The sequence below is a fragment of the Pseudomonas syringae pv. coryli str. NCPPB 4273 genome, from assembly GCF_000972175.1.
Classification (GTDB): domain Bacteria; phylum Pseudomonadota; class Gammaproteobacteria; order Pseudomonadales; family Pseudomonadaceae; genus Aquipseudomonas; species Aquipseudomonas syringae.
The window spans coordinates 1-25,754 of record NZ_AWQP01000030.1 but is presented as its reverse complement, the minus strand read 5'-3'; the positions used below and the strand labels follow the sequence as shown (position 1 = coordinate 25,754).

Annotated in this window: 20 protein-coding genes; 8 read left to right on the top strand and 12 right to left on the bottom strand. The window is 56.6% G+C overall.

The genetic code is table 11. From position 1 onward, the window contains the following. Positions 1 to 342: 342 nt before the first annotated feature. Positions 343 to 918, bottom strand: coding sequence for a BRO-N domain-containing protein (locus P406_RS14140; protein WP_046236518.1), 576 nt, complete (start codon positions 916 to 918; stop codon positions 343 to 345). A gap of 430 nt (positions 919 to 1,348) precedes the next feature. Between P406_RS14140 and P406_RS14135 the strand changes: the two genes are divergently transcribed. Then, positions 1,349 to 2,902, top strand: a complete 1,554-nt coding sequence (locus P406_RS14135) for an McrB family protein (protein ID WP_046236517.1) — start codon at positions 1,349 to 1,351, stop codon at positions 2,900 to 2,902. Next, positions 2,899 to 4,167 carry an McrC family protein gene (locus tag P406_RS14130; RefSeq protein WP_046236516.1) on the top strand — a complete coding sequence of 423 codons (1,269 nt, stop codon included), beginning with the start codon at positions 2,899 to 2,901 and terminating at the stop codon, positions 4,165 to 4,167. The genes P406_RS14135 and P406_RS14130 overlap by 4 nt, the downstream gene beginning before the upstream one ends. Positions 4,168 to 4,302: 135 nt before the next feature. On the opposite strand, the gene P406_RS27755 is transcribed toward P406_RS14130, so the two are convergent. The 8 genes from P406_RS27755 to P406_RS14095 form a co-directional block, all read right to left on the bottom strand. Beyond that, complete coding sequence (locus P406_RS27755; protein ID WP_082100805.1) at positions 4,303 to 4,953, bottom strand: DUF7002 family protein; 651 nt, start codon at positions 4,951 to 4,953, stop codon at positions 4,303 to 4,305. After that, a complete protein-coding gene (locus tag P406_RS27750) occupies positions 4,950 to 6,464 on the bottom strand; it encodes an adenylosuccinate synthetase (protein ID WP_235810376.1) in 1,515 nt (504 codons plus the stop codon). The genes P406_RS27755 and P406_RS27750 overlap by 4 nt, the downstream gene beginning before the upstream one ends. A 178-nt stretch (positions 6,465 to 6,642) precedes the next feature. After that, on the bottom strand, positions 6,643 to 7,212 hold the full coding sequence (locus P406_RS14120; protein ID WP_046236515.1) for an ATP-binding protein: 570 nt from the start codon (positions 7,210 to 7,212) through the stop codon (positions 6,643 to 6,645). A 316-nt stretch (positions 7,213 to 7,528) separates the two neighbouring features. Further along, complete coding sequence (locus tag P406_RS14115; RefSeq protein ID WP_046236514.1) at positions 7,529 to 8,776, bottom strand: ribonucleotide-diphosphate reductase subunit beta; 1,248 nt, start codon at positions 8,774 to 8,776, stop codon at positions 7,529 to 7,531. A 669-nt stretch (positions 8,777 to 9,445) separates the two neighbouring features. After that, positions 9,446 to 10,015, bottom strand: a complete 570-nt coding sequence (locus P406_RS14110; RefSeq protein WP_046236513.1) for a GNAT family N-acetyltransferase — start codon at positions 10,013 to 10,015, stop codon at positions 9,446 to 9,448. 104 nt (positions 10,016 to 10,119) lie between these two features. Beyond that, positions 10,120 to 10,767 (bottom strand): BON domain-containing protein, encoded by a 648-nt coding sequence (locus P406_RS14105; protein WP_046236512.1) that lies wholly within the window; start codon positions 10,765 to 10,767, stop codon positions 10,120 to 10,122. A 131-nt stretch (positions 10,768 to 10,898) separates the two neighbouring features. Next, complete coding sequence (locus tag P406_RS14100; protein ID WP_046236511.1) at positions 10,899 to 11,348, bottom strand: potassium channel family protein; 450 nt, start codon at positions 11,346 to 11,348, stop codon at positions 10,899 to 10,901. Positions 11,349 to 11,373: 25 nt separating this feature from the next. Continuing rightward, positions 11,374 to 12,126, bottom strand: coding sequence for a helix-turn-helix domain-containing protein (locus tag P406_RS14095; protein ID WP_024648692.1), 753 nt, complete (start codon positions 12,124 to 12,126; stop codon positions 11,374 to 11,376). 251 nt (positions 12,127 to 12,377) lie between these two features. Between P406_RS14095 and P406_RS14090 the strand changes: the two genes are divergently transcribed. Continuing rightward, on the top strand, positions 12,378 to 13,268 hold the full coding sequence (locus tag P406_RS14090; RefSeq protein WP_046236510.1) for a universal stress protein: 891 nt from the start codon (positions 12,378 to 12,380) through the stop codon (positions 13,266 to 13,268). 34 nt (positions 13,269 to 13,302) lie between these two features. Here the strand turns inward: P406_RS14090 and P406_RS14085 are convergent, their stop codons facing one another. Further along, a complete protein-coding gene (locus P406_RS14085; protein ID WP_052739334.1) occupies positions 13,303 to 13,890 on the bottom strand; it encodes a GNAT family N-acetyltransferase in 588 nt (195 codons plus the stop codon). Between the two features lie 189 nt (positions 13,891 to 14,079). On the opposite strand from P406_RS14085, the gene P406_RS14080 reads away from it, so the two are divergent. Then, complete coding sequence (locus P406_RS14080) at positions 14,080 to 15,300, top strand: acetate/propionate family kinase (RefSeq protein WP_046236509.1); 1,221 nt, start codon at positions 14,080 to 14,082, stop codon at positions 15,298 to 15,300. Between the two features lie 63 nt (positions 15,301 to 15,363). Beyond that, complete coding sequence (locus tag P406_RS14075) at positions 15,364 to 17,871, top strand: phosphoketolase family protein (protein ID WP_052739333.1); 2,508 nt, start codon at positions 15,364 to 15,366, stop codon at positions 17,869 to 17,871. Between the two features lie 110 nt (positions 17,872 to 17,981). Here the strand turns inward: P406_RS14075 and P406_RS14070 are convergent, their stop codons facing one another. Continuing rightward, positions 17,982 to 20,894 (bottom strand): ribonucleoside-diphosphate reductase subunit alpha, encoded by a 2,913-nt coding sequence (locus P406_RS14070; protein ID WP_003418215.1) that lies wholly within the window; start codon positions 20,892 to 20,894, stop codon positions 17,982 to 17,984. A 708-nt stretch (positions 20,895 to 21,602) separates the two neighbouring features. Between P406_RS14070 and P406_RS14065 the strand changes: the two genes are divergently transcribed. Genes P406_RS14065 through fhuF form a run of 3 tightly spaced genes read left to right on the top strand, consistent with a single transcriptional unit; the run spans position 21,603 to position 24,665 of the window. Continuing rightward, the gene (locus P406_RS14065) at positions 21,603 to 22,346 is read left to right on the top strand and encodes a response regulator (protein WP_032699284.1); all 744 of its coding nucleotides are present in this window, start codon (positions 21,603 to 21,605) and stop codon (positions 22,344 to 22,346) included. Positions 22,347 to 22,350: 4 nt separating this feature from the next. Then, positions 22,351 to 23,961 carry an ATP-binding protein gene (locus P406_RS14060; RefSeq protein ID WP_046236508.1) on the top strand — a complete coding sequence of 537 codons (1,611 nt, stop codon included), beginning with the start codon at positions 22,351 to 22,353 and terminating at the stop codon, positions 23,959 to 23,961. After that, the gene (fhuF, locus tag P406_RS14055; RefSeq protein WP_046236507.1) at positions 23,919 to 24,665 is read left to right on the top strand and encodes a siderophore-iron reductase FhuF; all 747 of its coding nucleotides are present in this window, start codon (positions 23,919 to 23,921) and stop codon (positions 24,663 to 24,665) included. The genes P406_RS14060 and fhuF overlap by 43 nt, the downstream gene beginning before the upstream one ends. On the opposite strand, the gene P406_RS14050 is transcribed toward fhuF, so the two are convergent. Beyond that, on the bottom strand, positions 24,666 to 25,391 hold the full coding sequence (locus tag P406_RS14050) for a 4'-phosphopantetheinyl transferase family protein (protein ID WP_211145839.1): 726 nt from the start codon (positions 25,389 to 25,391) through the stop codon (positions 24,666 to 24,668). Between the last annotated feature and the right edge of the window lie 363 nt (positions 25,392 to 25,754).

The following is a 25,754-nucleotide window of genomic DNA, read 5'->3' as shown; positions in this document are numbered from 1 at the left end:
GTCCAGCATGTCTTGAGTTCCGTCCTTTGAGCGTTTGAAGCTCAGAATGGTGCTGGAAGTTGGCGGTTACCTCAACGCAAAAATTAACGGTTTGTGCCCCTGACCGCATTTTTCGAGAGTGGGGCGGTTACCCCGCCAACTGCTCATGTCCCTACAACTCTGCCAGCAATGGCAGTCAATGTGGCAAACGCAGCGCGTACAGCCGCAAAGGCGGCTACGCACCCATCTGCTACAAGGAAGATGTTACTAAAGAAATGATCAACGACTACCGACGCCGCCTGAAAGACTGATCCGACGAGACGCAATGGCCGTCACCTACACGGCACGGCCATCACCACGCATTTAACCTAATCGAGAGGCAGGCAGCACCGCCCGCCACCAAGACCTGCCCAAACTGCGTGGCCGCGCATCAACCTGCATCTGCGGATGCGCCAACAGCATCGGCATGTCCCGCAACCGTATCCACGGCTCGCTGTGCCAGTGCAACATACTCACCGACAACCCCGGCCACTGCAGCATGCTCAGGTTCGGCGTGCAGTCATCGAACGGCACCTGCCCATCCCGCAACGCAGGCACCACCTCATGGGTAATCCACTGCCGCAACCCGCGATTCTCTGCGTGATAGTGATGCACCATCATCGCGTATGCCCCCGACTCACTGACCATCAGCTCTGACTGCGCTTCGCCGTGCAGGTCGAGCGTGATCATGCGGTGCTGGTCAGCGTCCAGCTTGCGCAGCGTCCGCTCATTCAAAGGCCAGCCGATCATGCGACCCAGATCGCGGGCGCTGAACCAGGGTTGGTTTTCGAGGAGGAGGGCGAGGAGTTGGCGGTTGTGGCGGTGGAAGGGGGTTGGGGTGAAACCCGCACACACCTCGCGCCGCTGACGGGCACTTGCCCGAAATAGATTGCTTAACATGCTGACCTCTACGTATGAACTGAAATGACGTTAAAGACCAACGTAGAGCGGGCGTAAGAAATCCCAACTGAGCGGGTCAGCAAAGCCGAGATTCCCGTTCAATTAGAACGATTGGAATCTGAAGCTATGCGTGAACTCACTGCATCTACGTTGGGTGTTTCTTAGGCACCGGCGCATACGATACCGGCGCTGGCAACGTGTCGATATCGGACAGGGGAGGGAGGGGCTGTCAGGGGTTTCCGATCTTCAGGCGAGGTATCGGGCTCAGCAACCCATATCGTTCCAACGCTCCGCGTAGGAATGCAGTTCACGACGCTCTGCGTCGCATTCTCAGGGCTGCTACATAAACACGACACTACCGACGCTTCGCTTTACCCATGCAGGCAATCTAGATACTGTTGTCGGACTTTTCCTACAGGGACGTTCGGCAATGCCTTCGCTCAATCAGATTTTCTTCGGTCCGCCCGGTACGGGGAAAACCTACGCCACAGTCGAAGCGACGTTGCAGATCCTTGATCAGCCTTTTCTTGCTAAAAACCTTGATAATCGATCAGCGCTGAAAGCCCGATTTGACGAGCTGCTTGCTGCAGGTGACGTGCGCTTTGTGACCTTTCATCAGAGCTTCAGCTATGAAGACTTTGTTGAAGGGCTTCGCGCTACGACTGATGAGCAAGGCCAGATCCGTTACGAAGTGGTCTCAGGCGTTTTCAAAAGCCTCTGCGAGTCAATTGCGAGTGAACTGAGCGGAAAATACCGAGCATTCAAAGTCGGTGATCGCTACGGCACAGGCTACAAAGTGACCCGCGCCACGCCTGACGTCGTTGAGATAGAGAAGCCCCAAGGTAAACACCTCCCTATAGGCATGAGTCTACTAAATACGCTCGCTTCTTATGTGGACGCCGGCACCTTCACTATCGAAGAACTGGGCAATGGTCGCTGGGACAAGAAAGTGCCGGGCTCCATCCTTGATCCGTTCTTGGTAAATGGCTACAAGAATTTCCTGCCGTCGATGGTCGAACACATGCTTGGTAGGAACGAGGAGGGCTTATTTGAGCCTGCCCCTATTCAGCATACCGATGCCAAAGTGCTGATCATTGATGAGATCAACCGTGGCAATGTCTCGCGCATCTTTGGCGAGCTTATTACGCTCATTGAACCTTCCAAGCGAGCAGGCGCAGACGAGGCTTTAGAAGTCACGCTGCCTTACTCAAAAGAACGTTTCAGCATCCCCGGCAACATTCACCTGATCGGCACCATGAATACCGCTGACCGATCCTTGGCCGCGCTGGATATCGCCCTGCGTCGTCGCTTCACCTTCATCGAAGTCCCGCCTAATCCAGAGTTGCTTGATGAAGTAGAAGTTGATGGCATCGCCATCGACGAATTGCTCAGCGTGATGAATCAACGCATAGCGGCCCTGCTTGATCGAGACCACCGCCTTGGCCACGCGTACTTCATGCCGCTCAAGGATGAGCCTACGTTGGAGCGGTTGGAAGGCATCTTCCGCGAGCAAATCGTGCCGCTGCTTCAAGAGTATTTCTTCGAAGATTGGCAGCGCATTCAGTGGGTTCTCAACGATCAGCGCAAGGCCCCGGAAAATAGTTTTCTGATTCAGCCGAGCCAAGACCTCATTGCGTTGTTTGGGGATACGGTCACGGTTGGCCAGAGCAATGAGCGTTGGGAGTTGAATCTGCCAGCGTTCAAGAATATCGAGTCTTATCTGGGTGTGATTGATCACAACCTGAAGGTCAGTGCGCCGCTCGAAGCAAAGACCGTCAGAACGGACGGTATAGACATACGACAAACCGCCGATGGCCGCATCGAGGTCTATCGTGGAGGTCAGCAGGTAAAACCTGCAAAGCCGCATTTACGAGAGATTGCCAGCAAGAATGGGATATCTATTACCTTAGCGTCGGGTGTCAAACTGAACACACGAAGCCTTGGACGTAAGATTGTTAACTTTTTCAGCGAGCAGCAGGGTTGAAGACCACTGTCACGGTCCGAGAATATGCTCGGCTGACAACCGGCAATGTTCTCAACCCAACGCTCGACGTAGCCCAAGTATCGCCCTCAGCTTTCGACTGGCTCTGTGAAACCAGTTCTCGCTTTAGCAAAGCGGGTGCGGCATTGGTTCAAGTTGAAGGCCGCCGCTGGCTTAAACTCGATAACTACGTTGGCGCGCTGGAAACACCCTGCGGCACGAGTATCGAAATCCTGCCCAAGCATTTCGAACAAGGTGACTGCATCCAGCAAAGCCGCGCCTTGCTCAAGCGAATGATTCAGAAGTCACTAGACCTACCCACCCGTAAAGTAGGTGCAACCGCATTACAGCGCTTCGATGCACCGCTGAATGAATGGGTAATGAGCAGCTTTCTGGAAGCGCTCGACCACCTCATCAAGCGCGGCCTTCGCTTCGACTACCAACGAGTCGAAGAGGAACAGCGGTATCTGCGCGGTCAACTCAACACCGCCCGCCAAATGCGCCAACCGCCTGGCCGACAACACCACTTCCAAATCCGCCACGACATATTCCTACCCGACCGCCCCGAGAACCGACTACTCAAAACGGCGCTAGATATCGTCTGCAAAACCACCGAAGACCCCAGCAACTGGCGCCTATCTCACGAACTGCGCTCACTGTTGCTAGAGATCCCAAGCAGCCGAGACGCCACTCAAGATTTTAAACAGTGGCGTCACGACCGGCTCATGGCTCACTACCATCCCGTAAAGCCTTGGTGCGAACTCATCATCAACCAGCAAACGCCACTGGCAATTGCTGGCGAATGGCAGGGCATGAGCCTGCTGTTTCCGATGGAGAAACTGTTTGAACGCTACGTGGCTGCGTGCCTGAAAGACTCACTGCCGTCAGATGCGACGCTGCATACCCAGCGCAGCAGTGAGTATCTGTGTACTCATCAGGGTAAAAAGTTTTTTCAACTGCGGCCTGATCTGATGATTACGCAGGGAGATAAAAGCTGGGTTCTGGATACCAAATGGAAGCGTCTGGACAGCGAGCTTGGCAGCAAGAATTATGGCCTGAGCCAGGCCGATTTTTATCAGCTGTTTGCGTATGGGCAGAAATATCTGGGCGGGCAGGGGGATTTGGTGCTGATTTATCCGAAGCGGGCTTCGTTTCAGGAGGCATTGCCGGTTTTTGAGTTTTCGGAGGGTTTGAGGTTGTGGGTGGTGCCGTTTGATTTTAGTACAAAAGGATTGACGTTAAATTTGAGTATTAAGGACTTTAGTTAAAGCCTTAAAGTTAAGCTTAAGGGTTTGGTTGTATGGTTAATGTTTTGTGGTTTTATAGCGCTGAGTATAAATTTCGATTTCTAATGATGGTTCTTGTATGCAGCTACTGTTCAAGTAGCTGCATACATTAATTAATTATTGTATTACATAAATTACTTGGCTTCCTTTCATTCTTCGTACCTGGGTCACGTATTGTGAAATGTTTGGAATCGAGTTTTCTATTACAACTTCAACCACATCCTTCGCGGGCGTACCATCTCTTTTAGAGGGATAGTTGGCAATTGTTTGGAAAATCGCAGGTGTCCTCGCTGTCGCATAGGGAAATGTATTTCCAGAATTCATGTGGCACAACCAAGTATGGTTTTCGTAATCATTCAATAGTGAACGAGTATCTATAGTAAGAACATCGTGTTCTAAATTTTTATAAGCTCTTGCATTCAACAGTCCTTCAAGACGGTGATGTTCGGCCCAGAAAAAAACTTTCGAATTTAATAGCTCATACCATTGTTGAGGTGTAGCACTACCTTGAAGTGCAGTCATTAATCGCGCATCGTTCATGGGCTTTTGATCACGTAAGACTATATTGGGATGCCCAGTCGATGTTAAGCATACTTTTTGAGGGCGATGGCTGCTTTCAAGTTGAAAGCGAGTAGGATTAGCAATGGCGTGATATGTTAATGCTGCGCTAGCGGATAGCAAACCTATTTGCTTAATGCTCGGCCAGGTGTCAACTTCAGCCATATGGTAGATTTCAGGGTAAGCCTCTATTAGTTTCTGAACTTTCATTGGGTATCATCCTTTATAGAATCGTCTGAGAGTCTGCTTATCCAATTTCTTCTGTCAATAACGGTTCTAATATCTAACGTTCCTTGTCTAGGAAATCTAGTATTAACCAATGACACTGGTGCATGCGCTACCCTTTCAATTTCTTCGATGAATTTTATCGTATCCAAAGATAATTGTTCGAAGCGTCTTGCTTTGCTGTTTTTCTCGCATATATAGTCTGCGAATGTCAATGCTATGTCAGTTGGAGCATTTAATGCGCATGCTGATCTAAATTGTTGCCAGTCGAACCATCCCACTCGCCTATTGCGACGTGTTGTTGAAGTCTTTTCGTTCTGTATTATTTCTTCTGGATCTAATCCTGCTGATTCCGCAACTGTTTTGAAGTCTGTTTCATGCTTCATTGGCCCCGAAGTTTTTTCGCTATTGTCAGGGTTTCCCACTCTTATTGGAGTTGGGCGTATTACCATAATTATTCGCCTAACTCTACTTGGTGATATTCCTGCTTCTGCCAAACAACCAGCGATATTAGTATCTCGAGAAGTAACGTGAGGGTAATTGCCATGATAGATACTTAGTCCACTGCCTTGCGTCCCTTCGACTAAGATTGAGTTCCCCTCTCTATAAGACTTTTCAAGCTGCCTGGTGGTTGAACCTCTATAGTATGGTTCTTTTCCAACGTAGGGTTCAAGCTCAGGAATATCTTTAGCGAGTTTTGTTTTTGAATCGCCTCTTCCAGTTATTCTTCGGGCAGCCGCACTTCCGCTACCTCGTCCAGTCGATGCTATGTCTTTGACTAAACCTATTTCAGCAGTCAGGTCTTCCTCGCTGATTATCATGGCTTGAGGATCTATAAAAAGCCTTTCCGCTGTAACGTTACAGTTTTTAATTTCTTGTAACAGGTCTTTGACGTTTATAGTCATGCCTGGTCCTAAAAGCAGTTTTGCCTTCGTGTCTTTTGCGCCGGACGGTAATTGATGATATGTAAAAACACCAGACGAACTTGAAACTGTGTGACCTGCGTTTGGTCCACCGACTCGTAGTAATAAATCATAGTCTTTAGCTAAATAAGCTGATATGTGTCCTTTTCCTTCGCTTCCGTACTGGCCTCCTATTACTACGTCCACGCATCTAACATCTGGAGGTGAGTACAGTCCCAATCGTGCTGCAACACGCACCAAAGTGTCGTCTACGTCAGTTCTGGCGGTGTTTATTCTGACATCTGCATCGGTTGCAAAGAAATCGATGTCTTCTGTCGTTTTAATTGAATCTGCTTTGTGGTAGTCAGTTTTTGATTCTGTATGTCTGATATTTTTTCTGGTTGCATATCTCTTAATAAGTTCATCTTCTTTGGCATAGAGATGCACGTGTATTGTCATGAAGTCAAAGCTGTTGCGGAAGTGCTTTAACTGCTCTGATGTTCGTATATGGTCGATTACATAATTTTTCTGATAAGGGTTGGAATCAATCTTTTGCTTAATAGCTTCAAATACCCATTTGCTTTCGGATGACAAGTCAATATCGTCTCCAAGCTTTTGTAAAGATAGTCGTTCTGGAGATTTTTTTCAAGTTTAGAGCTAGAGCTTAGTAAGTCGCTTGTTTTAATTATCTCATACCCAAACTCCATATTCAGAGCCTTGGCCAATCCCGATTTTCCTGCACAGAGGTGTCCGCTTATCAACACTAGCTGTATCATACGTCAATCCCTGCGTGTTTAGCGATGGCGTTGCAAATGTCTTCCGTTGACATGGTTGAAGTGTCAAAGGTTAAGTCTGCGTTCGTGTTGAGGTTTTCAGAGCTGACTTCATTTGGGTGCATTTTTGCGGAGATATATTCAATTTCTGTTGAGTCTGTTCTAGCTAGATATCTGTCTTTCAGGGTACTTGGCGAGGCTGTTATATGAATATGTGTTATCGCTTTTCCAAAAAGCTCTTTGTGAGAGTCTACTTGCTGAGGTTTTCTAACGCTGTCGATAATCCATTTTTTTTGATTTTTATTAGTCATAGCTTTGCATGTAACTTTTTCTGCCAGCCATTCGTAGTTTGTCTCTAGGTCTAGGCGGTCACCTAGCTCTTGCAGTCGCTCTCTAGTTGTTGGTAGGTTGTCTGAAACAAGCAGTGCTCTTAAATAATCACCGCTACTTAAGCTTTTAAAGCCAAATTTAGATATAAGCGTCTTAGCAATAGTTGATTTCCCTGCGGCGATGGGGCCGCTCAACAAGATTAACGTATGCTGATTGAAGTTACTTTCTGGAGCGTCCATGACTCTTCCCTGTGCACTGCTAAAAAACCCTACGTTCAGATGGTAGCCTATAGCTATCATTTGGGGTTGTCTAGCCTGCAGAAAAGTTTACTGCAGGGCTGGCGTTGGAACGTTCATTGACGTTCGGTAGACTCGTTGCCGCCTTTTTGCCTTTCTTGATCTCTGCACGCTGCCCTTTCATGCTGGGCCAGAAGAATTTCGCTGAAAACTCAAATATTTCATCAGAGGCTATTAATACCCTGTAAACAAATCATTCGCGCATAAAAAAGCCAGGTAGCTTACGCTCCTGGCTTTTCTTACAGATTAATCCAACCCATCAATCCCAGCTCAAAGCCCCACCAGTCTGATACTCAATAACCCGCGTCTCAAAGAAGTTCTTCTCTTTCTTCAGGTCCATGATCTCGCTCATCCAAGGGAACGGGTTGGTCGTCCCTGGATACTCTTCCTTCAAGCCAATCTGGCTCAAACGACGGTTAGCGATGAATTTCAGGTAGTCCTCCATCATCGCCGCGTTCATGCCGAGTACGCCGCGGGGCATGGTGTCGCGGGCGTATTCGATTTCCAGCTGGGTGCCTTGCAGGATCATCTGCGTGGCTTCTTCTTTCATCTCGGCATCCCACAGGTGCGGGTTTTCGATTTTGATCTGGTTGATCACGTCGATGCCGAAGTTGAGGTGCATGGACTCGTCGCGCAGGATGTACTGGAACTGCTCGGCGACGCCGGTCATCTTGTTGCGGCGGCCCATGGAGAGGATCTGGGTGAAGCCGCAGTAGAAGAAGATGCCTTCCAGTACGCAGTAGTAGGCGATCAGGTTGCGCAGCAGCTCTTTGTCGGTGTCGACGGTGCCGGTTTCGAACTTCGGATCGGAGATCGAACGGGTGTACTTCAGGCCCCAGGCTGCTTTTTTAGCGACCGACGGGATCTCGTGGTACATGTTGAAGATCTCGCCTTCATCCATGGCCAGCGATTCGATGCAGTACTGGTAGGCGTGGGTGTGGATCGCCTCTTCGAAGGCCTGGCGCAGGATGTACTGGCGGCACTCCGGGTTGGTGATCAGGCGGTACACGGCCAGCACCAGGTTGTTGGCAACCAGCGAGTCGGCAGTGGAGAAGAAGCCCAGGTTACGCATCACGATGCGGCGCTCGTCGTCGGTCAGGCCTTCCGGGTTTTTCCAGAGGGCGATGTCGGCGGTCATGTTGACTTCTTGCGGCATCCAGTGGTTTGCGCAACCGTCCAGGTACTTCTGCCAGGCCCAGTCGTACTTGAAAGGTACGAGCTGGTTGAGGTCGGCGCGGCAGTTGATCATCATTTTTTCGTCAACGGCGACGCGGGCGCTGGCGCCTTCGAGTTCGGCCAGGCCTTCAGCGACGTCCAGTGCGTCCAGCGCTTTCTTGGCGCGGATCAGGGCCGCGGAGTCGGCGGCGGTTACGGCGCGGGCTTCCTGTGCAGCCAGGCCACCGGCGCTGTCGAGGCGGTCCATGTTGGCTTCGTTGGAATGACCGGCGTTGGTCGCTTTGGCGACTACTTCGCCGTCTTCCTTATCGAATTCGTCCCAGCTCAGCATGGTGTACGTCTCCTGCCTGAGGGGTTGCCTGTGGCACCCCTGTTGGATTTTCAAAGTATGGGCTGCCAGCATCGCGCTGAACGTGCGCTGGCAATGGAATTTTTTACTCGGGGTCTGTTGTCGCGATCGGCCGGCTTATGAGTGTGCCGGTCGCTCTTTGAATGTGCTGCCGAGGCTGTGCCTCAAAGGCGAGCAGATCGAAAACTCGAGGTTGCTTTCAGACAAGCCAGGTTTGCTTTTGCAAATGGTCATTTGAGTACCCTTGAGCGAGCGCGGATTATACAGATTTTCTCCGGCTCTTGTGCGTGCGTGACTGACTTTGATGCGGGAATTACGCCTGTTTTTCGATAAACTCGCCGTCCGGTCAACCGGCTCGTGAATGCGCGATGTCGAGGCGTAAATCCCTTATGTAGTGTTTTTTTCGAATCTGGGGCGCAGCATATAGTGATGAGAGAATTGCTGCAATCGGCCCGGCAAGGAGATTCGAGGTCATCCTTCAGGATGTGATGTGCGTCAATGCATCCCCGCTGCATGCAAATCGCGGGCTGTAACGAACAAGAACCGATCAGGTGCGGCAATCAAGCCGCCATGACAGGCGACGAATGGTTATGGGCGGTGCAATTGTGCATCGCTCATAACCGGCGTCGTGGTCATGCCTGACGTGTTCGCTCAAAGCGCCAGAATATACTCATGAAAAACTCTGGGCCCGTGTTGTTCATCCTTGAAACGGGTGAAGCCTATGCTCGTAGCCAGCCCGTCCATAGCCAGATTTCCGGACGCGTCCATCGACGATATTTTGCTGAAACCCTCACTCGTCGCCGTTTCCATGAGGTGCTTCATCAACGCTGTCGCCACGCCGCGACGTTGCCAGCTTTCGGAAACCGCAATGGCAAACTCGCAATGAGCGTCGCCTTCAAAGGCACCGTAACGCGCTACGCCGATTTCGTTCAGCTCATCGTTTTCAAAGGCCAGTGCGATGTAGGCCACGCGATTGTGGAAGTCGACGTCCATAAGTTGATCGTGCACTTTTGCATATTTGCTGAACGACCCCAGAAAGCGAAAATGCGCCATGCCCTTTCCCAGGTCATTCAGGAAGGTGAACTCCCGGTCGCGGTCTTTATCGACCAACTGACGAATCAGCATCGGGGTGCCATCGCGTAGCTTCTCGACCCAGGACCCGTCGACCAGATCGTCAGTGTCTTCGTTAAAGCGTTTGAGGATGTCTGCTGTGTGGGGCATGCGAGTAGCTCCGGATGAACGAGGGGAATGTCCTTTGCAGCCTAGTCCGGTCAATATGCAGCACCGCTGTTATCGGCCCGCTGACCCGGTCGGCAGACAGTCGGTCAGTTGATGAGCAGGTGGTTGTCCACGTTCTTTACACCTGGTACTGCCCAGGCGGCATGTTCGACCGCTTTGCGTTCACGCCAGCGGTGAACGTAGCCTTCTAGCTTCACTTGATTGCCTTCGGCGGTGACACGAATTGTGCTGGCATCCAGTTCCGAGCTTCGTACCAGGGCCTGCTCGATCAGTGTCTTGATGTCCAGGGCTGTAGCTTTGGGCTTGACGATCAGCCGGTTATCGAGGCCCGCGACGCCTGCAAGGGTGTTGATGGCTTTTTGTGCGGCTTCTTTCTGGTACTGCCACTCCACATCGCCTTCAAGCGTGACCCATCCCTGCTGCACTTTGACCTGTACGGCCAGGTCGGGTGATATCGCGTTCCAGCGAATCAGGTCCAGACAGCGCGAGGCGATCACGCTGTCGTCGATGTAGAGATCACTCGGCACCCGCACTTCGAGCTCTTCAGCCACTGCTCTGACGCCTTTGACGCTCTTGACTGCGCGCTCGGCCGCGATTTTTTCGGCGAAGGTTTTCACATGTCCGCTGAGCACCACCACACCGTTATCTATCGTGACGCCAATCGCGCCCGCATCGATGTGAGGCAGAAATTCAAGCTCGTCCAGAATCGTTCTACGCAACGTCAGGTCGCTCATGCTCAATCCTCTTGATGATGGACGGCGCGGCTGTTTATCCCGTGCCGCAATCACTGCATTGAATACCCTCCTGCAGGTCAAACATTGAGTTTTGTCAGTTAAAGCGCGTTGCAGCACAACGGCCCGTCTGCTTATCGGCGTCGCTCCACGCGGTTGGCGTGTGTGCCCCAGTACTTCTGCATCTCGATAAACAGGAAGGAAGCCGTCCAGGTGATCAGCACCAGCCCCGTCAGGGCTTCGAGTCCTGTCAGGTATTTGAGCGGGCCAGTAGGCGTGATGTCACCGAAACCGATGGTGGTGAACGTGGTGAACGAGAAGTACACCGAATCCATGAAGCTGCCGTCGAAGTTACCGGTGAGGCGACCGAGTGAATCCGAGCGGTTCATCAGGTAATAGCCCAGTGCGAATATCCAGACTTCGACGGCGTGGGCGGCCAGCGCGCCCAGTACGCCGAACACCATCCTGAACCGATGCCAGAGAATCAGTCTGGGCATCAGCCCGTTCAGGCGCAGCAGGCATTCGTAATGAACAATGACCACCGTGGTGATGATCAGAATATTGATCAGTGTGATGGCGATCATCGGAGGATTTCCCGCCCAGACTGATTCACAGGCTTTTTGCGCGGTAGCTGCACCCGTGGATCAATGCCTGCAGGCGATGCAGGTCGAGGATTTCTACCCGGCGTCCGGAGATGCTGACGATGTGCAGATTGCGCAGGTTGGCGATGGCGCGACAGATCGTTTCAAGTCGTAGCCCAAGGTAGGAGCCAATGTCTTCCCGGGTCATGCGCAACACAAACGCTGTGGAGGAATAGCCTCGGCTGTTCATTCGGCCAGACAGGTTGAGGAGGAAGGCGGCCATGCGTTCTTCGGCGTTGAGGTTGCCCAGCAGCAGCAACATCTCATGGTCGCGAACGATCTCTTTGCTCAGTACGCGATTGAGGTTGTGTTGCAGTGAGGGCAGCTCTCGCGACAGCTGTTCAAGATGGGTGAAGCGAATGGGGCACACTTCGCTGTCTTCCAGCGCGATGGCGTCGCACACGTGGCGGTTATCGCTGATTGCGTCGCAGCCCAGCAACTCTCCCGACATCTGAAAACCGGTCAGTTGGTCCCGCCCGTCCTGCGAAGAGATCGTGGTTTTGAAAAAACCGAAACGCACTGCGTAGAGCGACCGCAACGGATCGCCAGCGTGATAAAGCGCCGCGCCTTTCTTCACCTTGATCGGCTGAGGAATGATTGCGGAGAAACGATCCGTGTCTGTATGGCTCATGCCGACTGAGAGACACAGCTCTCGAACACCGCAACTGGAGCACTCTGCCTTGAGACGCAAACCGTTGATGGCTGCCAGATGGGCGGTCATAGGGTGCTCCTTGTTCAAATCAGCATAGGCGCGTCGAGCGTGCAGTGATAGCAGGCATTTCAAATGCGGATGAGCGGGGCCGTGTGTCCTGCTTTTATGGGTTTGTGACCTCTTCGCCGTTGTTGATTTAAGTCAAACAGCCTTGTGAGAGGCCATCGAGAATGAATGGGCAGTATTCCCACGATCCCTTTTCAGCCGTGTGATCGCCACCCGTGTCAGTGAGGTGCTCCGTGTTTGAGCCAGAGCGTTTAATGTTGATTGCGTCACCTTTGATGAGCAGGACCCCGGCGTTCGAACGCGCCGGGGCGCTGGCTGGGGCTAAAAGTGCGTCGCTGCATATTGTCGCGTTCGATTATGTCGAGGGCCTGGCTACGGCTGGGCTGCTCAACGAGAGGGCGTTGAGCGAGATGCGTGATGGTTATCTGAGCAGCCACCGACAATGGCTGGAGCAACAGGCACAGCTGATACGCCAGTCAGGTGTGGAGGTGACCACAGAGGTCGTCTGGGTCACGCGCCCGCTGGATGAAATCATGGCGCATGTGCACGAGATCAAGCCCTCGATGGTGATCAAGGACCTCGGGCACGAGTCCTGGCTGACGCGAGCCATGTTCACTTCTCTGGATATCAGGTTGCTGCATGACTGCCCGGTGCCGTTGCACCTGGTATCGAAAGTGGCCCATGCGCTGCCGCGCAAGATACTGGCAGCGGTCGATCCCTATCGGACCGAGGAGCAGTTCGGCAACGTCAACGAAGTCATCATCAAGAGCGCCGAGAAGCTGGCCGCGCAGTGCGACGCTGAATTGCATCTGCTTTACGCCCAGGACATGACCTACATCTTTGCGTCGGCGGGTGATCTGGGTTTTTCAACGAGCCTGGAGCACACGTTGTATGAGACCGAGCAAGAAGCCTTTGATCAGTTGGCAGACCTGTTTGGTGTGCCCGATGAATGCAGGCACGTGATCATGGGCAGCCCGGCGAAGGTGATCAGTGCGTTTGTTCTGGCCGAAGGCATCGATGTGATTGTCATGGGTACGATGCACCGTAATCGTGTCGACACGTTGTTGGGCAGCACCACCGAGCAGGTCGCTCATCATCTGTCATGCAGCCTGCTGGCGCTGAACCCGCGCCTGCCTGCGCTCTGATGCGGGTGCAATGAAGGCGTGGCGGTTGCCGGCATCAGTTCAGCTTCAACCGATACACCATTTGAGTAGCGTCCAGCGGATCACCGCCGGACGTGAAACCCAACGCTCTGGCCAGGTGACGCATGGGTGAGTTGCTGGCGGAGTCCATGGACGTCATGTGCTGAAAACCATTGAGGCGCGCAGCGTTGATCAAGTGCCCCATCAGTTGTCTACCGAGGCCCTTGCGCTGCCAGGCGTCAGCAACGGCTATCGCTGATTCGCACTGCGTGCTGTCGTCTGCGGCGTAGCGGGCCACGCCGATCTCCGTCAACAGACCATCATCCATGTGCAGGGCGATATACGCCATCCGTTGCTTGTAGTCGATGTCCATCAGTTGATCGAGCAATGGCTCCCCCGGCTCCTTCATCGTGACCAGAAAGCGAAAATGCCGCGACTCCGGTGACAGGTTCTTGATGAATGCAAACTCACGCTCTCTGTCTTCGGCCTTCAGCGGGCGAATCAGCACGTGACTGCCATCATTCAGAGGCACTACCCAGTGATCGATTCCGAGCCTGGACACGGCAGACTTTTTTCGTGTGGTGTTGCCTTCGGCAGAAGAGGGAAGAAGGGGTAGCACGCTCATGGGGGACTCCTTGGAAGGTCGATGCGTAAGTGAAAACAGCTCGTCCTTCCTATCTCTACGCCCAGTGTGTTGTGGCTTTCTGATCCAGATCAATACCGCCGTGATTGCGACGATCAGACTGGCCCCGGTTGTTTGCAGTGAGCAAGGTTTCGCCGGTGCGAATCCCCCAAGCCATTGACGGAGTGCTCCATGACGGATCGATCGCAGCCCGTGCTGCTGGTGCTCAATAGCGGTTCCTCCAGCATCAAGTTCTCTTTATACAAGGCTGCTGCGCTGGCCGCGTCCGGGCCGCAGTGCCTGGGCAACGGTAGTTTCGAGGTGCGCAAGGACACCGAAAGGCTGATCTTCCAGAACACTGGCAGTGTTGCGCAAAAGCGTGAGGAATGGCCTCGCAACGATACCTCGCCAGACAGCGGCACGCTGGTCAACCTGATGGACTGGATCGAGCGCCACACGGACGGGCAGCTTTGCGCTGCTGCTCATCGTGTTGTGCATGGGGGCAGCCGCACGCAAGTGGCGGCGCGGGTCGATGCTGCGCTCATGGCTGAAATGCAGGCGCTTGTTGCGCTGGCGCCCCTGCATCAGCCGTTGTGTCTGGCACCGATGACTTATTTGAGCCGCGAGCACCGCGGGCTGGTGCAATTCGCCTGTTTCGACACCGCGTTTCACCACACTCTGGACGCGCTCGAAACCCGTTTTGGCTTGCCTGCGTCGCTCACCGCGCAGGGCCTTCGACGCTATGGCTTTCACGGTTTGTCTTACGAATACATCGCCAGCGTGCTCCCGCATTACGATCAGCGTGCAGCCGAAGGGCGGACGATCGTTGCGCACTTGGGCAATGGCGCGAGTCTGTGTGCGATGCACAACCGGGTCAGTCGCGGCACCACCATGGGCTTCAGCACCCTGGACGGTCTGCTGATGGGGACGCGCCCCGGTCGCCTGGATCCCGGCGTGCTGCTGTACCTGATGCGCGAGCAGGGCATGAGTGTGCAGGCGCTGGAGCATTTGCTGTATCACGAATGCGGTCTGCTGGGCGTGTCCGGTGGCATCTCCAGTGACATGCGCGAGCTGTCTGCCAGTCATGCCCCCGAGGCCCGAGAGGCCATCGCTTTGTTCGTACGCAGTGTAGTGCGCGAGATAGGCAGCCTGGCCGCGATCCTGGGCGGTGTGGATGCGCTGGTCTTTACCGGTGGCATCGGTGAGCACGCGACTCAGGTGCGCGACGCGATTCTTGACGGTTGCGCCTGGCTGGGTCTCAAGCGCGACGGGGCTGTAGCGACTCAGCCAGCGACCCAATCTGCGCCCCGGCTGACGCTCCCTGACAGCGCTGTTTCGGCCTGGACCATTGCTACCGACGAGAACGCCGTCATCGCCCGTCATGCGCTCACGCTGTTGCATGACGGCTGCTGAATCCATCCACGTATTGAAACCTGCGAGTCGCAAGGCTTGTGCATTGCACCCTATGGAGTCGCCATGTATCACTTCAACTCAACGCTTTCCAGTGCCGATCAGTCGGACGCTGAATCGGCCACGCAGCCTGAACGGCCGGGGAGCGAAGCAGGCCCCTTGGACGCCGATCTACTGTCACGCCTGCATCGTTACTGGAATGCCGCCAATTACCTGTGCGTCGGCCAGATCTACCTGAAGGCCAATGCGCTGCTGCGCGAGCCGTTGCTGGCCGAGCACATCAAGCCTCGACTGCTGGGGCACTGGGGCACGTCGGTTGGGCAGAACTTTATCTATGTGCACCTCAATCGCCTGATTTGCGACCGGCGCATCGAGACGATTTTCATCTCCGGTCCAGGCCATGGCGGCCCGACCATGAACGCCTGCGCCTGGCTGGAAGGTACTTACAGCGAGGTGCACCCCGACATCCCGGCCGATGAAGAGGGCATGCTGGGCTTCTTTCGCAGCTTCTCCACCCCCGGCGGCATCCCCAGCCATTGCGGCCCGCACACACCCAACTCTCTGCATGAAGGCGGAGAGCTGGGCTATTCGCTGATGCACGCCTTTGGCGCGGTCTTCGACAATCCCCACTTGCTGGTCGCCTGCGTCATAGGTGATGGGGAAGCTGAAACCTGTCCGCTGGAAGGCAGCTGGAAAAGTGTGCACTTTCTCGATCCTCGTCGGGACGGTGCCGTGCTGCCGATCCTGCACCTCAATGGCTACAAGATTTCCGGGCCGACGGTCGAAGCGCGTTTGCCGGACGAGCAGTTGATTGAGCTGTACCGGGGGCGGGGGTATCAGCCCATCATCGTCGCGGGGGATGACCTGCCAGGCATGCATCAGCGCTTTGCCGCCGCGCTCGATACCTGCCACGACGCGATCCGCGAACAACAGGCGCACTCCAGAAAGGAAGGGGGCGCTGCGCGTGCGCGGTGGCCGATGATTATCCTGCGCAGCCCGAAGGGCTGGACCGGGCCGAAAGTCGTGGACGGTGTGCCGGTGGAGGGCACCTTCCGCGCTCATCAGGTGCCGCTGGCCAATGTCATCGGTAACCCGCAGCACCTCCAGCAACTGGAGCGCTGGATGCGCAGTTACTCGCCCGAGACGTTGTTCGATCAGAACGGCCGGTTGCTGCCCGAGCTTCAGGTGCTGACTCCGCCGCCAGCGTTGCGCATGGGCGCTGTACCGAGTGTCAACGGTGGACGCGTGCTGGTGGCGCTGGACCTGCCGAACTTTGCCGACTATGGGCTGGAAGTGCCAGGCCCCGGTCAGGTCATCGCCGAAGCACCACGCCGGCTGGGCGAATACTTGCGTGATGTGATGCGCAATAACCCGCACAACTTTCGTGTCTTCGGGCCTGACGAGACCAACTCCAACCGACTCAACGCCGTGTTCGAAGCCAGCAACCGCACTGCACCAGGGCCGTGTCTGGAGATTGACGATCACCTGGCAAGCGATGGTCGGGTGATGGAGGTGCTCAGTGAGCACCTGTGTGAAGGGTGGCTGGAGGGTTATCTGCTCACCGGTCGACACGGTATGTGGTCGACCTACGAGGCGTTCGCCCAAGTGGTCGACTCGATGGTCACTCAGCATGCCAAATGGTTGCAGCAGAGCCGCGAGTTTGCCTGGCGGCGTCCGCTGGCCTCCCTCAACATTCTGATCAGCAGCCACGCCTGGCGTAACGACCACAACGGTTTCAGCCATCAGTCCACCGGGTTCGTCGACAACGTCTTGCAGCGCCGAGCCGATGTGGTGAGGGTGTATTACCCGCCAGACTCCAATTGCCTGGTCAATGTTTTCGACCATTGCCTGCGCAGCCGCGACACCATAAACGTCGTGACTTGCGGCAAGCAACCGGACTTTCAATGGCTGGACTTCGACGCGGCGCTCAAACATTGCTCGCAAGGGGCGTCGATCTGGGACTTCGCAGGCAGTGACGACGGTGAGCCACCGGATGTCGTGCTGGGCTGCGCGGGCGATGTACCGACCACCGAGGCAGTGGCGGCCGCCTGGTTGCTGCAAAAACACGTGCCGGGTATTCGCGTGAGGCTGGTCAATGTCGTCGACCTGGGCATTCTGAGCGCCCCCGAAGATCGGCCTCACGGCATGGATCATGTGTCGTTCGAGGCCTTGTTTACCCGTGAGGCGCCGGTGATGTTCGCCTTTCACGGTTCGACCTGGGTGATCCATTCCATGGTTCATGGCCGCGCCAACGAAGCGCGCTTTCATGTCCGTGGTTTCAGTGATCGGGGTACAACGACCACGCCATTCGACATGGTGGTGCTCAATCGCCTTAGCCGTTATCACTTGGCCATCGACGCATTGAGCCACGTACCGCGTTTACGCGCGCAGAGTCTGGATGCGGTGCATTTTTTCGAAAGTCAGTTACGCAAGCATCACACCTGGATACGCGAACACTTCGAAGACATGCCGGAGATTCGCAATTGGTGCTGGACGGCCGATTTCAGCGAATCGCAGACGCCTCCGCCATTGGCCAAGGGGCACAGCCGAGGGCAGACGTTTACGGATGCGTGAGAGGAGAAGTGTTGCGCGACGGCGCTAGCCGTTTCTGGAGGGGGGCTGGAACAGGAAAGTTGCTCCCCACGTTGGCATGACCAACGTGGGGGCAAGTCAGGCGTTAACGGTTACTGGCAAGCCTCACAATCCGGCTCGTCGATTGCGCAAGCCTTTGGCACTGGGGCCGGGCCGGCCGGTGCTGCTTCGGTTGGACGCGGGGCGGTGATCGCCGAGTCGTCCGGGCCGTGGCCGCCGCTCGATACTGCGTTGAGCTTGCCGGTGTTGACGGTAGACTTCTCGGTGCTGGTCGCGGCCAGGGCACGGAGGTAGTAAGTGGTTTTCAGACCACGGTACCAGGCCATGCGGTAGGTCACGTCCAGCTTCTTGCCCGAAGCGCCAGCGATATACAGGTTCAGCGACTGAGCCTGGTCGATCCACTTCTGACGACGGCTTGCTGCGTCGACGATCCACTTGGTGTCCACTTCGAAGGCAGTCGCGTAAAGCTCCTTGAGCTCCTGCGGGATGCGCTCGATCTGCTGCACCGAACCGTCGTAGTACTTCAGGTCGTTGATCATGACCGAGTCCCACAGGCCGCGGGCCTTGAGGTCGCGTACCAGGTACGGGTTGATCACGGTGAATTCGCCGGACAGGTTCGATTTCACATAGAGGTTCTGATAGGTCGGTTCGATCGACTGCGACACGCCAGTGATGTTGGCGATGGTGGCGGTCGGTGCGATGGCCATGATGTTCGAGTTACGGATACCTTTCTGCACACGGGCACGAACCGGCGCCCAGTCCAGGGTTTCCTTCAGGTCGACGCTGATGTACTTCTCGCCACGCTGCTCGATCAGGATCTGTTGCGAATCCAGCGGCAGGATGCCTTTGGACCACAGCGAGCCCTGGAACGTCTCGTAGGCACCGCGCTCGTCGGCCAGGTCGCAGGACGCCTGGATCGCGTAGTAGCTGACCGCTTCCATGGAAGTGTCGGCGAACTGCACGGCAGCATCGGAACCGTACGGGATGTGTTGCAGGTACAGCGCGTCCTGGAAGCCCATGATGCCCAGGCCGACCGGACGGTGGCGCAGGTTGGAGTTCTTGGCCTGCGGTACCGAGTAGTAGTTGATGTCGATCACGTTATCGAGCATGCGCACGGCTACATCGACGGTGCGCTTGAGCTTGTCGGTGTCCAGCTTGCCGTCGACGATGTGGTTCGGCAAGTTGATCGAGCCCAGGTTGCAGACCGCGATCTCGTCCTTGTTGGTGTTCAGGGTGATCTCGGTGCACAGGTTCGAACTGTGAACCACGCCCACGTGCTGCTGCGGGCTGCGCAGGTTGCACGGGTCCTTGAAGGTCAGCCAAGGGTGGCCGGTTTCGAACAGCATCGAGAGCATCTTGCGCCACAGATCCTTGGCCTGGATGGTCTTGAACAGTTTGATCTTGCCTGGGTATTCGGTCAGCGCTTCGTAGTACTCGTAACGCTCCTGGAAGGCCTTGCCGGTCAGGTCGTGCAGGTCCGGTACTTCGGATGGCGAGAACAGGGTCCACGGGCCGTCGTCGAAGACGCGCTTCATGAACAGGTCAGGGATCCAGTTGGCGGTGTTCATGTCGTGGGTACGACGACGGTCATCACCGGTGTTCTTGCGCAGCTCGATGAACTCTTCAATGTCCATGTGCCAGGTTTCCAGGTAGGCACAGACAGCGCCCTTGCGCTTGCCGCCCTGGTTGACCGCAACGGCGGTGTCGTTGACCACTTTCAGGAACGGTACGACGCCTTGCGACTTGCCGTTGGTGCCCTTGATGTACGAGCCCAGCGCACGAACCGGTGTCCAGTCGTTGCCCAGGCCGCCTGCGAATTTGGACAGCATGGCGTTGTCGTGGATTGCGTGGTAAATGCCCGACAGGTCATCCGGCACGGTGGTCAGGTAGCAGCTGGACAGCTGTGGACGCAGGGTACCGGCGTTGAACAGGGTCGGGGTCGACGACATGTAGTCGAACGACGACAGCAGGTTGTAGAACTCGATGGCGCGGTCTTCACGGGCTTTCTCTTCGATTGCCAGGCCCATGGCCACACGCATGAAGAAGATCTGCGGCAGTTCGAAACGCACGCCATCCTTGTGGATGAAGTAACGGTCGTACAGGGTTTGCAGGCCCAGGTAGGTGAACTGCTGGTCGCGCTCGTGGTTGATCGCCTTGCCGAGTTTTTCGAGATCGAATTCGGCCAGCACAGGGTTGAGCAGTTCGAACTTGATACCGGCGGTGACGTAGGCAGGCAGTGCCTTGGCGTACAGGTCGGCCATTTCGTGGTGGGTGGCGCTGTCGGCGACACCGAGGAAACCCAGGCCTTCGGCGCGCAGGGTGTCCATCAGCAGGCGGGCGGTGACGAACGAGTAGTTCGGCTCGCGCTCGACCAGGGTACGGGCGGTCATCACCAGCGCGGTGTTGACGTCTTTCAGCGCGACGCCGTCGTACAGGTTTTTCAGGGTTTCGGTCTGGATCAGGTCGGCGTCGACTTCCGCCAGGCCTTCGCACGCTTCGGTGACGATGGTGTTCAGACGACCCATGTCCAGCGGCGCAAAGCTGCCGTCGGCGCGGGTGATGCGGATCGACGGGTGAGCCTGGACCTGCTCTTCGGGGGCGCGAACGGCACGCTCCTTGGCGCGCGAGTCACGGTAGATGACGTAGTCGCGAGCCACTTTCTGCTCGCCGGCGCGCATCAGCGCCAGTTCGACCTGATCCTGGATTTCTTCGATGTGGATGGTGCCGCCCGAAGGCATGCGACGCTTGAACGTGGCGCTGACCTGTTCGGTCAGGCGGGCAACGGTGTCATGGATGCGCGACGAGGCAGCAGCATTGCCGCCTTCAACTGCAAGAAACGCCTTGGTGATGGCAACGGTGATCTTGTCGTCCGTGTAGGGAACGACAGTACCGTTACGCTTGATCACGCGCAGTTGACCGGGGGCAGTGGCAGACAGATCCTGCTGGGTCTGGCTTGCCTGCGGCGCGCCGGTCGGCGAGTTCTCGCGAGTTGTGTCTGTTTGCATGTGTGACTCCACGTTCTTTAAGTTTGTTCGGGCATTACTGCCCACCATTTCGTTTAGAGCAGTCAGTCGCAAGAGGCGACCAAAGGGCTCCAAAACGAAGGTGAAAGCGGGGTCTGTCGCCGCTTCCAGGTTTTGAAGCCAAAAAGGACCGGGCTATGCCCGATCCTTCGAAAATCTGATCAAGAGTGCGTGTTCGATGTTGCAAAACGTGTACGGGATGGCTCTGGCTCATGCGCGAGCGTCTTGGTGCCTAAACTGGCCTGAAGTTCAACCCCTCAGACGCAACAAAAATGCTTGAATTTCCCATTTGAGTTGTGCTGGCGTTTTTATTCAAAACCCCACATGTAGGGTGTGCCTCGTCGCTGGGCTACAAGATAATGCGTTTTGGACATGAATTGCAACGCACCGCTTGTGGATAAAGTGTGTGTAGTTTGTGTATGAATCGCACACCGTGCGTGTAGGCCGCATAACTACTGGATAGTGACCGTTTGTCACCGATTTTTGTAGGCACTGGCGATGTACTGATGATTTTTGAGGGCGCGAACCCTATCACAAAAAAACGCCGCTGCAAGGCCGTTCTGGCATGTCATGTGCTATGCCGCGTGCGGTGGCGTGTGATCCGCGCAAGGGTTGCTACACTGGCCTGCGACGTGGTGCCGCAACCCCTGCGTTGCAAAAACAAAAAGCGGTCGATAACGACAAGGAAAGATGGCTGTGGAACCACACACCTGGCACGTGCTGATCGTCGAGGATGACCAGCGACTGGCCGAACTGACCAGCGACTACCTGCAGAACCACGGCATGCGCGTGAGCATCGAAGGCGACGGCGCGCTGGCGGCGGCGCGGATCATCGCCGAGCAGCCGGATCTGGTGATTCTCGACCTGATGCTGCCCGGCGAGGACGGTTTCAGCATCTGCCGCAGCGTGCGTGACCGTTACGACGGACCGATTCTGATGCTCACCGCGCGCACCGATGACACCGACCATATAGAAGGACTCGACACCGGCGCCGACGATTTCGTCTGCAAACCGGTGCACCCGCGCGTGCTGCTGGCGCGTATCAAAGCCTTGCTGCGCCGCAGTGAAGCGCCGCAGGTTCCGGCTGCCGAGTTGCGCCGTCTGGTGTTCGGCCCGTTGGTGGTGGACAACGCACTGCGTGAGGCCTGGCTGCGCGAGCAGAGCATCGAGCTGACCGGCGCCGAGTTCGACCTGCTGTGGCTGCTGGTGGCCAACGCCGGGCGCACGCTGTCCCGCGAAGAGATCTTCACCGCGTTGCGCGGCGTGGGGTACGACGGGCAGGATCGCTCCATCGATGTGCGTATCTCGCGTATCCGCCCGAAAATCGGCGACGACCCCATTCATCCGCGTCTGATCAAGACCGTGCGCAGCAAGGGCTATCTGTTTGTGCCCGAAGCCGCGCAGGACATGAGCGGCCACGTGTTCAGCGGCTGACCTGATGAATTCGATCTTTCTGCGCATCTACGGTGGTGTACTGGGCGTGTTGGTGCTGGTCGCGCTGCTCGGTGTGCTGGCCCTGCATGTGCTCAATCAGTCGCGCGGCGAGCAGTACCGCGAGCGCTTGGCTCACGGCACCTTTACGATCATGGCCGACAATCTGGTGCCTCTCGACGGCATCGAACGGCGCCGCGCCCTGGCGATCTGGGAGCGCCTGCTGGGCATTCCCCTGAGCCTGCAAACCCTTGAGCAGGCTCACCTGGACAGCAGCGCACTGGGCCAACTGGCGCGCGGCAAGGTGGTGGTCGAACAGATCGGGCCGCACGCTGCCAGGGTTTATCGTCAGTTGAGCGACAAGGAGCCGCTGTTGCTGACCGGCGAGGTGCAGCAGATCACCGAACAATTGGCGCGGGCCACTATTTACCTGCTGATCGATGAACTGGTGCGCTTTCCGGTCGATGAGCAACCGGCGCGCCTGCAGGCCCTGCGCAGCGACAAGGGGTTCGGTTTCGACCTGCACCTGCTGGCGCTGGATCAGGCGGATCTGGATGATGATCAGCGCCGCCGCGTCTATGAGGGCGATACGGTCATGGCGCTGGGCAAGGGCGGCGATTCGATCCGCGTGCTGGCCGGGATCGTCGACACCAACTGGGTGCTGGAAATCGGCCCGCTGTACCAGATGAACCCTTATCCGTTGCATTGGCTGCTGCTGATTGCCTTGATGGGCCTGTGTCTGATCGGTCTGGTGGTGTACTTGCTGGTGCGGCGTCTGGAGCGACGGGTGCTGGAGCTGGAAGCGGCGGCCACGCAGATTGCCCAGGGCAGTCTGCAAACCCGCGTGCCGACCGAAGGCTCCGACTCGGTGGGGCGTGTGGCAGCGGCGTTCAACAGCATGGCCGAACACCTGCAGCGCTCATTGATGATCCAGCGCGAACTGGTGCGCGCGGTGTCCCACGAGTTGCGTACGCCGGTGGCGCGTCTGCGTTTCGGTCTGGAGATGGTCAGCGACGCCGCCACTCCCGAAGCGCGGCGCAAATACATGCATGGCATGGACAGCGATATTCAGGACCTCGACAAGCTGGTCGATGAGATGCTCACCTATGCGCGTCTTGAGCAGGGCGCGCCGACCTTGAACTTCCAGCGTGTCGATCTGGATGCGCTGATCGATCAGGTGATCGCCGAACTGGCGCCATTGCGCGCCGACGTAAGGGTTTCGCGGGGCGAATGCCTGAGGGCCGAAGAGGGCGAGGCTGCCTGGGTCGAGGGCGAGCCGCGCTACCTGCATCGCGCCGTGCAGAACCTGGTGAGCAATGCGCTGCGCCATGCCGACAACGAGGTGCGTATCAGCTATCGGCTGGAGGCGCAGCAGTGCCGTATCGACGTGGACGACGATGGTCCTGGCGTTCCGGAGCAGGCGTGGGAGCAGATTTTCACGCCGTTCATGCGCATCGATGACAGCCGCACCCGAGCATCGGGCGGGCATGGGCTGGGCCTGTCGATCGTGCGGCGAATCATCCATTGGCATGAAGGCCGCGCGCTGATCGCGCATAGCGTCAGCCTGGGCGGGGCGTGCTTCAGCCTGACCTGGCCGCGCACGCAGGTGCCGCGTTGAGCTTGCCGTTGTTTGTCGGGCCATTTGCGCGGTTCGGGCGGACCTTGCTGACGACGGATGATGCACGCCCGGTAGTGATGTTGCCTGATCTACTGCGCCCCGAGCGTCTTGATCAGATGCTGCTGAGTGTTTACGGGCCGCAGCTGATGCCTGATCAATTGCCTGTGCTGGTGTCGCAGTGGGCCAAGTTTTACTTCATGCAACTGATTCCGCCGGTGCTGGTCGCCAGCCTGGTGCATGACTGGCATTGGCCGTTGCAGCTTGATCAGGTGACGCTGGCGCTGGATGAGCGTGGCGTGCCGAGCGGTGTCAGGCTGGCGGGGGAGGGGCGCGTCTGGCGGGGTATGCCGGTTGATCCGTTTCAGCGCTTTGCCGGATTGCTCGATGACAATCTGCAGCCCTTCATTACTTCTCTGAGCGCTTATGGCGGACTGCCGGCTGCTGTGTTGTGGAGCAGCGCCGGGGATTATCTGGAAGGCTGCCTTGCGCAACTGGCCACCTGCAGTGATGTGTCGCTGGGTGCCGGGCTGGCGCTGTTAAGCGAGAAGAAAAGACCGGACGGGCGCGCCAATCCTCTGTTTCAGGCCGTGCGTTATGTGCCGCAGGCGCAGGGCGGTGAACCACGCAGGCAAAGGCGTGTGTGCTGCCTGAGTCATCGGGTCGAGTGGGTTGGACGTTGCGAGCATTGTCCGCTGCCCGGCTGATCAACCTTCGACGGCGACCAGGCTCAACAGGTGATCGTCCTGCACACTGAACTGACCGTCCAGCTCCTTGCCCGCATGCCACTCGCTGGACAAGTCGATCAGCAGCTGTAGTCGGGCGCGGCCGTCGGCGGACCATTCCAGCAGTTGTGCGTCTTCGAAGTAGAAGCGCTTGTGCACGATGGGGTAGAGCGCCTTGAACAGCGCTTCCTTGATCGAAAAGGTCAGGGTCACGCGCAGTGCGATCTGATCTTCCGGACCTGCCGCCATCTCTGCCAGCTCGGCCGCCGTCAGAATTTCCCCGGCCAGCCGCGAGGCGCGGTCGTGGCTCAGCAGGTTTTCCGTGTCCAGCCCCAACCCGCGCCACTGCTGCTTGTGCGCAACCACGGCAGCGGCCCAGCCGGTGCTGTGAGTGATCGAACCACAGACATCAGCGGGCCAGATCGGCGCGCGGTCTTCGCCCACCGCAGGAACATGCAGGCGGCCATCCAGCTGACGCATGGCTTCGCGGGCGCAGAGACGACCGGCGAGGAATTCAGTCTGGCGCTTGGCAACCGAACGCTGAATGCTCGCCGGCATTTGCAGCTCACAACGCTGAAAGTCGCCGTCGACCAGCTTGAGCGGATCAAAATGCCCACTCACGAGCAGCGCCCCCGGCAAGGCTTGCGGCAACGGCCAATGCCGGATCAGTTCCGGGCAGCAGATGGGGAGGTGGGATAGTCGAGTCATGTGCGGCATTTTGCCGGGGGAATGGGTTGGAGGGAAGGGCACTAGCAGTAACTATCGTGCCGATGCTACAGCGCGCGGAACGCTAACCTATCGTGCGGATGCTACAGCGTGCGGAACGCTAATCTATCGTGCGACGCTCCGCGTCGCATGCCTTTCCGGACGCTCCGCGTCCTCTGGCGACGCAGAGCGTCGAGAACTGCATTCCCACGCTGGAGCGTGAGGAACGATAACCTCAACTATCGTGCGACGCTCCGCGTCGCATGCCGTTCCAGACGCTCCGCGTCCTCTTGGCGACGCAGAGCGTCGAGACTGCATTCCCACGCCGAGCGTGCGGAACGATAACCTCAACTATCGTGCGGCGCT

What these genes read in the sequence shown, in the direction of transcription:
- P406_RS14140 (WP_046236518.1), bottom strand. Translation starts at nt 918, where the DNA reads ATGTTAAGCAATCTATTTCGGGCAAGTGCCCGTCAGCGGCGCGAGGTG.
- P406_RS14135 (WP_046236517.1), top strand. Translation starts at nt 1,349, where the DNA reads ATGCCTTCGCTCAATCAGATTTTCTTCGGTCCGCCCGGTACGGGGAAA.
- P406_RS27755 (WP_082100805.1), bottom strand. Translation starts at nt 4,953, where the DNA reads ATGAAAGTTCAGAAACTAATAGAGGCTTACCCTGAAATCTACCATATG.
- P406_RS14120 (WP_046236515.1), bottom strand. Translation starts at nt 7,212, where the DNA reads ATGGACGCTCCAGAAAGTAACTTCAATCAGCATACGTTAATCTTGTTG.
- P406_RS14115 (WP_046236514.1), bottom strand. Translation starts at nt 8,776, where the DNA reads ATGCTGAGCTGGGACGAATTCGATAAGGAAGACGGCGAAGTAGTCGCC.
- P406_RS14110 (WP_046236513.1), bottom strand. Translation starts at nt 10,015, where the DNA reads ATGCCCCACACAGCAGACATCCTCAAACGCTTTAACGAAGACACTGAC.
- P406_RS14105 (WP_046236512.1), bottom strand. Translation starts at nt 10,767, where the DNA reads ATGAGCGACCTGACGTTGCGTAGAACGATTCTGGACGAGCTTGAATTT.
- P406_RS14100 (WP_046236511.1), bottom strand. Translation starts at nt 11,348, where the DNA reads ATGATCGCCATCACACTGATCAATATTCTGATCATCACCACGGTGGTC.
- P406_RS14095 (WP_024648692.1), bottom strand. Translation starts at nt 12,126, where the DNA reads ATGACCGCCCATCTGGCAGCCATCAACGGTTTGCGTCTCAAGGCAGAG.
- P406_RS14090 (WP_046236510.1), top strand. Translation starts at nt 12,378, where the DNA reads ATGTTGATTGCGTCACCTTTGATGAGCAGGACCCCGGCGTTCGAACGC.
- P406_RS14085 (WP_052739334.1), bottom strand. Translation starts at nt 13,890, where the DNA reads ATGAGCGTGCTACCCCTTCTTCCCTCTTCTGCCGAAGGCAACACCACA.
- P406_RS14080 (WP_046236509.1), top strand. Translation starts at nt 14,080, where the DNA reads ATGACGGATCGATCGCAGCCCGTGCTGCTGGTGCTCAATAGCGGTTCC.
- P406_RS14075 (WP_052739333.1), top strand. Translation starts at nt 15,364, where the DNA reads ATGTATCACTTCAACTCAACGCTTTCCAGTGCCGATCAGTCGGACGCT.
- P406_RS14070 (WP_003418215.1), bottom strand. Translation starts at nt 20,894, where the DNA reads ATGCAAACAGACACAACTCGCGAGAACTCGCCGACCGGCGCGCCGCAG.
- P406_RS14065 (WP_032699284.1), top strand. Translation starts at nt 21,603, where the DNA reads ATGGCTGTGGAACCACACACCTGGCACGTGCTGATCGTCGAGGATGAC.
- P406_RS14060 (WP_046236508.1), top strand. Translation starts at nt 22,351, where the DNA reads ATGAATTCGATCTTTCTGCGCATCTACGGTGGTGTACTGGGCGTGTTG.
- P406_RS14050 (WP_211145839.1), bottom strand. Translation starts at nt 25,391, where the DNA reads ATGACTCGACTATCCCACCTCCCCATCTGCTGCCCGGAACTGATCCGG.